The sequence below is a fragment of the Streptococcus sp. 2100 genome (assembly GCF_013276335.1).
Taxonomy (GTDB): domain Bacteria; phylum Bacillota; class Bacilli; order Lactobacillales; family Streptococcaceae; genus Streptococcus; species Streptococcus pseudopneumoniae.
In genome coordinates this window covers 1-8529 of record NZ_VMKV01000050.1, presented here as the reverse complement: position 1 = coordinate 8529, position 8529 = coordinate 1, and the positions used below count along the sequence as shown (strand labels likewise).

Sequence of the window (8529 nt, the reverse complement as noted above, 5' to 3'; positions counted from 1 at the left end):
AGTCAGTAACCATACCTACAGCAAGGTGAAGCTGACGTGGTTTGAAGAGATTTTCGAAGAGTATAAGTTATACTTTTACAACTTGAACCTCGTCTTTACCGAGTAAAATCAAGTATTTTTCAATATTTTCAATCGAATAGGCTCGTGATAAAGCCTCTTCGTATAGAGCTAACTGACCACGATAGCGGTCTACGAGTTGACTTGGTTCATCATAGCGGTCTGTCTTGTAGTCAAACAGAACAATTTTGTTTTCGTAAAGCAGATAGCCATCAAGGATACCACGGACAACAAAGTCTTCCTGACTCTTTTGGTCTCGTTTGAGCATGGAGAAAGGTTGCTCGCGATAAAGATGGTTGGTATTAGCGATAATTTCCTGACCGAGTGCTGTGTCAAAGAAAGCAAGAATTTTATCAAGATTGATCTTGTCTCTGACAGCTTGGCTAGTTTGAACTTGTTTGAGTGTTTCTGTTAGGCTAGCAAGCGTTGGTCTCTGGCTGAGGTCAATTCTCTGCATGAGTTCGTGGGTAGCACTACCAATCTCAGCTCCAGTTACCTTTTCTTTGGTTGAAAAATCTGGCAAATCAAAGCTGATTTTCTTGCCTACTGACTGACCTTGACCAGCAATCTCGACACCTTCCATATCCATAACGGGTTCGTAGAATTTCTTGATTTGACTTGGGGTTTGAACACTAGGAAGTTCAATAGCTGCGCGGTGAAGAGTATTATAAACTTCCACCTCCTTCAGCATTTCCAGAGCTTCTTTGATGGTATCTGACTGACGATTGTCTGCTTGGGAGCTATCTTGGAGAGGACTCTTGGTTTCCAACTGAACGATAGCTTCTCTGGTCAACTGATTTTCGCCAATAAAACGATAACTAAAGTTGAGCTTGTCCTTAGTAAACACTTTACTGATAGCCCAAAGCCAATCTTGGAAATTCCGTGCTTGCAGTCTAGTATTGCTATTTAGTTTCCCATTTTTGGCTGCTGGGTATTCCTTGGCTTCCAGCTTTTCACGAGAACCCTTGCCGACAAGATAGAGCTTTTTCTCAGCCCGCGTCATAGCAACATACAGCAAACGCATCTGCTCAGAATAGCTTGCCAGCTGTAATTCCTCTTCGTTCTGCCTATAGGGCAGACTAGGAATGGAGAGTTTGATGGTTTTAGGATAGTGGGCTTCCACTGCCCCTGTCTCCATTTTGGCAATGTATTTGACACCTAGTCCATTTTTACGACTGAGAATGACTTCTGACATAGAGTCTTGCTTGTTGAAATCTTGATCCATATTGAGAATAAAGACGTAAGGAAACTCCAACCCTTTACTCTTGTGGATGGTCATGAGCTCTACTGCGTCCTTAGGTGGTGCAACTGTAACGCTTGCCAAATCGTGCTGGGCTTCCAAGACTTGGTCAATCATACCAATAAAACGAGACAAGCCCTTGAAATTGCTCTTTTCAAATTGATCAGCACGAAGTGCTAGTGCATAGAGATTGGCCTGTCTAGCAGGACCATTTGGCAAAGCCCCAACATAGTCATAATAAAAACGGTCGTTGTAAATCTTCCAAATCAAGTCATAGAGAGAGTGGGTTTTGGCATACAGGCGCCAAGAAGCTAGGATATCCATGAATTGCTTTAGTTTTTCAGCTAGAGCTGTGTGAATCAAGCCTTTTTGACTACTTGCCATTTTTTGTGCATTGACCAGTTTCTCATAGAGATTTTCGTGGACTTTATCCTCTGCTTTCTGAAGGGACAAACGTGCTAACTCATCCTCATCAAAGCTAAACATTGGAGACTTCATAAGGGCAACCAAGGCATAGTCTTGCAGGGGATTGTGAATGACACGAAGGGTGTCTAGCATGACTTGCACTTCTAGGGATTGGAGATAATTGTTTTGCTCTCCGTCGGTTTTGACAGGAATTCCGTACTCAGACAGGGCGAGGAGAATCTGGTCATTACGACTGCGACTGGAGGTCAGAAGGGCAATTTCCTTAAAGGCAACACCTTGTTCCTTGTGGAGTTTCAGAATCTCCTTGATGACTAAGCGCATTTCGCCTGTTAGTTTCGTTTCTGTTTGACTCTCTTCTTCCTCACCTGTGTCGTTCTTGTCGTAGAGGAGAAATTCAGCCTTGTTCTCAGTATTAGGAGTTAGTTTGCTATTGGCAAAAACAAGCTGGTGCATGTTATCATAGTTGATTTCGCCGACCTCTTGATCCATGAGACGTTCAAAAACATCATTGGTTGCTGACAGCACTTCTGAACTGCTACGGAAATTTTCCTTGAGGAGAATGAGCTTGCCATCTTTTGGATTTTGCGCATAGCGTTGGAACTTTTCATTGAAAATCTGCGGGTCTGCCTGACGGAAACGGTAGATAGATTGCTTGATATCCCCCACCATAAAGCGATTGTGGCCATTAGACAGCAATTCCAGCATTCGTTCTTGAATATGGTTGGTATCCTGATACTCATCGACCATGACTTCGTGGAAACGCTCCTGATAAGCTTCACGGACTTGCGGGAATTTCTCTAAAATCTCAATGGTGTAATGGCTGATATCAGCGAATTCAAAGGCATTTTCCTGACGTTTACGCTGACGATAAGCCTCCACAAAATCGCTCATAAAGGTTTGGAAGGTTTTAGCTAGTTTCCAAATGTCTCCATGATAACGTTCTTGATAGTCGAGAATCGTTATCTGGTCTGACAGTTGTCCTAGTTTAGCAAACTGGGACTTTCTCTCTTCGTTGTAGGCATCGGCCAGTGGCTTCAAATCAGCCTTACGACTCGCATTGGTCAGAGCTCGGCCGTTTTTCTCTTTCGAAATTGCGACAACACGCGCAAGCACTGATTGAAAAGCCTTACTATCGGACTCTTGATTTAAGGAGCCAATTTCATCCAGAATCAACTGAACATTTTCTAAATAAGCAGCCTTAGGAAACTCCTTGGCATCGTTATCCAGATGATAACGGAAAAAGCTTTCCAAATCCCAAAGGGCTTGTTTGATTTGCTCAGTCAGTTTTTCTTTTTCACTGGTAAAATCAGCCTCTTCAAAACCTTTGAGGAAAGATTCACTCAGCCACTTTTGAGGATTACTGGTGGATTGGAGGAAGTCATAAATTTTATAGACTTGCTGGCGTAGCCCCCGTTCATCCTTGCCACGCCCTGCAAAATTTTTCAGCAAATGACTAAAGGTCCCTTTCTGTTTACCTTGGTAATGGGCTTCAAATACCTCATGAAAGACTTCATTTTTTAGAAGGAGTTGCTCGCTTTGGTTTTGTAAAATACGGAAATTAGGCGCAATATCAAGCAGATAGCCATGTTTACCAAGGAATTTTTGTGTAAAAGAGTCCATGGTTCCGATGGCTGCGTTGGGTAGGTCTGCCAACTGGCGACCCAAGTGTTGTTTGAGGTCGACGTCATCGCTTTCTTGGATTTGTTGGCTGATTTTTTTCTCCAAGCGTTCTTTGAGTTCAGTCGCAGCCTTGACGGTAAAGGTTGAGATAAAGAGTTGAGAAATTTCGACACCACGCGCCAATTGGTCCAGAATACGCTCGGCCATGACAAAAGTCTTACCAGAACCAGCCGACGCTGAGACAAGGATATTTTGACCAGAAGTGTAGATAGCTTCGATTTGCTCGGCAGTTTTCTTTTGTTCCTTGCTCGAATTTGCTTCTGCTTCTTGCAGTTTTTGAATTTCCTCCTCAGTTAAAAAGGGAATAGGCTTCATCGATTCAACTCCTCTCTTATTTTTTCAAACCAAGCTTGCTTGAGTTTTTCTCTGACCAGACGCTTGCCATCAGCTAGATCCAACTTTTCTAGGAAACGGGCTTGACCCAAGTGGTAATTGGCTTCAAAACCTGTGATGGATTGATGTTGCTGGACGTAGGGGGCAATGCTTCTGCCATTTTCGGTATAAGGATTAATGGCGAACTGGCCTGTTAAAATCTTCTCAGCTGCTTTCTTGTAAAGATGGGCATTGTAGTCCAGTAGGAGCTGGAATTCCTCATCTGTCAGCTGATTAGACTTGTTTTTATTGTAAAATTCGCCCAAATGATTGCTTTCTTTTTCTAAAAAGAGTCCTTGGTATTTCATAGACTTGCTGGCTTCTACTACTGCACCTGCCAAATTCTTAACGGTCAACAGAGATTGAACAGGTTCAGCCATTTCCAAGTACATGGCACCGAAAAAGTTCTGCTCCCCCTCTCTTTTTAGGGCAGCTAGGTAGGTTGGCAGTTGGGAATTAAGACCATTAAAGAAATGAGGAAATTGGAACTGGGTCAGACTAGACTTGTAGTCTACTACTCCTATCGCCCCATCAGCTTTCAATCGGTCAATGCGGTCAACCTTGCCTCGTACAAAGACACTGCGTCCATTGTCCAATTGAATAAAGGCTTGCTCTTTTCCACCAAAATTCGCCTCTTCTTTGATGGTTTCAATAGCTGGATTGTGTCGGAGAATATGTCCAGTCGTCCGTGCAACATCAAGCAGAACTTCCTTGGTAAACTGAGCTTCCAAACTTTCATGATAAATAGCCTCAAATTCCCGTTCTTGACTGGTTTCTTGAATAGCTTGTTCTAAACGTTTGTCAAAGGAATTTTCGTCAGACAACTGCAAGGCGCGTTCAAAAATGCGGTGTAAGAAATTTCCGTGACTACGAGCATCTGGACGTAGGCGCAATTCCTCCTGCAGGCCTAGAACATAACGGAGGAAATAACTGTATTGGTTCCGGTAAAACTCCGTCAAACCAGAGGTAGACAGGTAAAATTCCTGTTCAGCAGGATAGAGAGCCTGTAAGGTATCCTTAGCCAACTGCTTGCTGCTTGGACTGGTTGGGATGGCTGGATTTTCCAGACCTTGCAGATCTAGTTTTTTACCTATGACACGCGACAGAACCTTGACAAAAGTCAAATCTTGCTCAGTATCGCTCATCTCACCCTGCTGGTGATAGGCAACCAGACTAGACAAAAGACTGTGATAGGACCCCATATCCTCCTTAGACAGTCCTTTGTGATTCATCCTCTTCTCTCTTCGCCTAAATCCAAAATGGATCAACTCTTGAAGATAGGCAGATTCCTTACTTTCACTTTCGTTAAAAAGGCTTGGAGCCGACAAGAACAACTGCTTACGAGCAGAATTGACCAAGGAAAGCATAGTGTAGCGATTTTTCTTGAGATTTTCACTGCTGGCAATCAGTAATTGAACGCCTTCTTCGGTCGTTTGGTTTAGGTTTTGCCTTTCTTCATCTGTCAGAAGACTGGTGTTTTGAGAAATTTTTGGTAAATTGTCCTGAGTTAGTCCAATAGCATAGACAAAGTCAGCAGTCAATGGTGCAATCAAATCGTAACTCTGCACCAGAACAGTGTCCACTGTTGCTGGAATGGTACGGTATTGGGACAAACTCATTCCAGAATGGAGCAAGGCTAGGAAGTCTTCCAGACTAACCTGTGAACCAGCAAAAACAGTCGCAAATTGTTCTAAAACATGGCAGAAAGTCTTCCAAACTTCGGCTTGTCTTTCCTGTTCTACAGCTTCCAAAGTGGTTGTCAAATCTTGTAACTGCTTGGTCACAGCTCCTTCTTTTAGAAAGACACTCCATTTTTGTAGGAGGTTTTCAGCCTTTTGTTTTCGGCTGGCAAAGAGGGTTTCAAGAGGTGTTAAAATACGCAGACGAAGAACATTTAAACGTTCCAGATTAAATTTTCCATGGTGGGATTTGGTAAAGGTTTGCTGAAAGGCTGGCAAGCCATTGATACCAAGATAGCGGATATATTGCTCAAAAGCATCAATATCAGCCTGACTAAGGTCGGTATACAAACCTGTTCTGAGAAGATTAATCAAATCCTCCTGACGGAAACGATAGCGTTTCAAAGCCAAAATAGACTCGACAAACTGAGTTAAAGGGTGGTGCGCCATGGATTCGCTTCTACCAAGATAGAAAGGAATCTGATACTGGTCAAAAATCGTTTTTAGAGATAATTGATAAGAAGCTACATCCCCCAAGAGAATACGAAAATGTTTGTAGCTCAGGTCTGAGTTCTCATGTAATTTCTGACGAATGCTGCGGGCTACTAGCTCCAACTCCTCCTTTTGCGTCAAACAAGACCAGATTTGCAGGTTTTCACGGTCCTTCTCATCGACATCCAAAGCGAGTTCTGAAAAGTCACAAGAAGACTCCAACAAACGAGAGGCCTTGTCAAAGCTATCCATCTTCTCATGAGTTTGAGAATAGTCCTGAGCAGGCGTTTGGTATTTAGAGGCCAGATGATGGAGAAACTCCACACTAGCTTGATAGAGATTGCCTTCAGCGAATGCACTGGTATAAGCTTTCTTACTAGCATAAGCACCAATGACAATCTCAACTCCCTTGCCATGAAGTAAGTCTACAATTCGCTCTTCCTCAGCAGAAAAACGGGTAAATCCATCAATAACTAAGGCGATTTTAGTAAAATCACTACTAACTTTGTCATTCTCAATAGCCTCAATCAAATGGGACAACTGACTTCCCTGAGCTAACTGGCCTTGATTGAGGTAGGCCGTTACCTTCTCAAAAATCAAGAGTAAGTCTGCTCGCTTGTCTTCATCCGTCAAACTCTCCAAGTCTAAAAAACTCATCTGAGCTTTGGTCATCTCGTGGTAAAATTCAATCAACTGCTGGATAAATTGAGGGTCCTGCTTGATAGCACCATAAACACGCAAGTCCTTGGGGTCAAGTTCTGCAAGGCATCTGTAAAAGACCATCCCAAGACCAATGTCATCTAGACTGGTCTTAGCTGGCAAATCATTTAAAACCAGATAACGAGCCATCTGAGCAAAGCGCGTGACGGTAATCGCAAAAGAAGCCTGCTGGGACAAGCATTCCAGCACGGCGCGTTCCTTTTCAAAAGAAAGAGAGTTGGGAGCGATGTAGAAGACCCGCTTGCCCGCAGCAACTAGCTCTTCCGCCTCTCTGGTTAGAATTTCAGTCAAAGAAGTCCGAATATCAGTATAAAGTAATTTCATCTCCGCCTCGTTAGAATTTTTCATTACCCTATATTATACCATGATTAGTCTCGTAAATCTGTTAAAATATTTAGGCCATCCATTCTTTTCTTCATCATCTGCTAAATCTGCTAGATCTTAAATACTTAATTTTACTTGTATTATATATAGAATAAATCTGCCTACTGAAAATCACATAATAAAAAAAGCCTCGGTGATAAGGCTTTGAGTTTTATGATTGTTCCTTAGGTCCAGAGTAGACTTCAATGTGTTGTCCTAGTACCTTGATGTCGACTGGTAGATTATCTGATTTATCGCCATCGACATCCGACTCTAATTCGATATCAGAAGAAATTTTAATAGTAGGTGCTTTTATATATTCAGTATTCTTGATAGAATGATTGAACTATAGTAAATTGAAACTAGAATAGTACACCGTGGATGCTAAAATATTTCTAGAAATTAATTTGATTTCCCTAATCAAGCTGTTCGTATATTATTTCAACCTACTATAAATCGTCTAAGAGAAACAACCGATAAGAATTGGCACAAAAGCGACCGTATTTTTGTTACCAATACAGGAAAACCAGTTCATAGTTCCGTCTTGAGCAAGTCTCTCCAGCGAGCAAACGAACGCCTTAAAAAACCAATTCCCAAACATCTGTCCCCTCACATCTTCAGACACACCACTATTAGCATCTTAGCAGAAAATAAAATTCCTTTAAAAACAATCACGGACGGGGTTGGTCATTCCGACTCTGAAGTCACTACTTACATCTACACCCACGTCACAAAGAACATGAAAGATGAAGCAATCAATGTACTGGATAAAGTTATGAAAAAGATTTTTTAAAAAGTTTTGCCTCTTTTTTGTCCTCTAAATAATCGAGTAGGGGATAATCTCTAGCCCCTCTCACACCACCGTACGTGCCGTTCGGCATACGGCGGTTCAACTAACTTTTAACGCATGTCGTTCAAGGTAATAATCCAAACACGAAACCAGTCCTCGTTTTTCAAGGACTGGTTTTGATATAGCACGTTTAAGTACCGACTTCTGAGCTACTAATTGATAATGGTCGCCCCAGCCAGATACCTTATCTGCTATCCATTTAGGAACTCCTAACTTAAGCAATCCCCATAATCGTCTCGATTTCTTCTTCCATTGCTTCCAGATAATCACTCGTAGGCGAGTACGCAAGCGCTCATCTATGCTGGTGACAATACTTTTCATATTTCCCAATGAGAAATAGTTTATCCATCCTCGAATGGACAAATTCAGTTGCTCAATACGTCTTGTTAGGTCTATACTCCATTTCCTCTGTGTTAGTTTCTTCAATTTAAACTTAAATCTCCGAACACTATCTTGATGTGGACGACTTTTCCAACCATCTGATGATTTCCAGAACCCAAAACCTAAGTATTTCAGCTCTCTTGGTCTGGTAATCTTAGTCTTGGTCATATTTACTTTCAAACCTAGCCGTTTCTCAATAAAACGACTGACTGAATACATCACACGCTTAGCGGCTGCCTCGCTTCCGACAGTCATCACACAATCATCTG

General features: G+C 42.2%; 4 protein-coding genes and 1 pseudogene. 1 reads left to right on the top strand and 4 read right to left on the bottom strand.

The window, feature by feature from the left end:
• Positions 1 to 67: 67 nt before the first annotated feature.
• The 3 genes and pseudogenes from addA to HT669_RS07675 form a co-directional block, all read right to left on the bottom strand.
• Positions 68 to 3718: a helicase-exonuclease AddAB subunit AddA gene (gene addA / locus HT669_RS07685; protein ID WP_050222976.1), complete on the bottom strand. Its 3651-nt coding sequence runs from the start codon at positions 3716 to 3718 to the stop codon at positions 68 to 70.
• Positions 3715 to 6990 carry an ATP-dependent nuclease subunit B gene (gene rexB / locus HT669_RS07680; RefSeq protein ID WP_172922683.1) on the bottom strand — a complete coding sequence of 1092 codons (3276 nt, stop codon included), beginning with the start codon at positions 6988 to 6990 and terminating at the stop codon, positions 3715 to 3717. The genes addA and rexB overlap by 4 nt, the downstream gene beginning before the upstream one ends.
• A 211-nt stretch (positions 6991 to 7201) precedes the next feature.
• Positions 7202 to 7357: pseudogene (locus HT669_RS07675) on the bottom strand (diacylglycerol kinase family lipid kinase); the annotation flags it as partial.
• A 105-nt stretch (positions 7358 to 7462) separates the two neighbouring features.
• On the opposite strand from HT669_RS07675, the gene HT669_RS07670 reads away from it, so the two are divergent.
• Positions 7463 to 7822, top strand: a complete 360-nt coding sequence (locus HT669_RS07670) for a tyrosine-type recombinase/integrase (protein WP_078929799.1) — start codon at positions 7463 to 7465, stop codon at positions 7820 to 7822.
• Between the two features lie 96 nt (positions 7823 to 7918).
• On the opposite strand, the gene HT669_RS07665 is transcribed toward HT669_RS07670, so the two are convergent.
• Positions 7919 to 8529 (bottom strand): group II intron maturase-specific domain-containing protein (locus tag HT669_RS07665; RefSeq protein WP_275689762.1); only part of this gene is annotated, 611 nt, incomplete at its 5' end.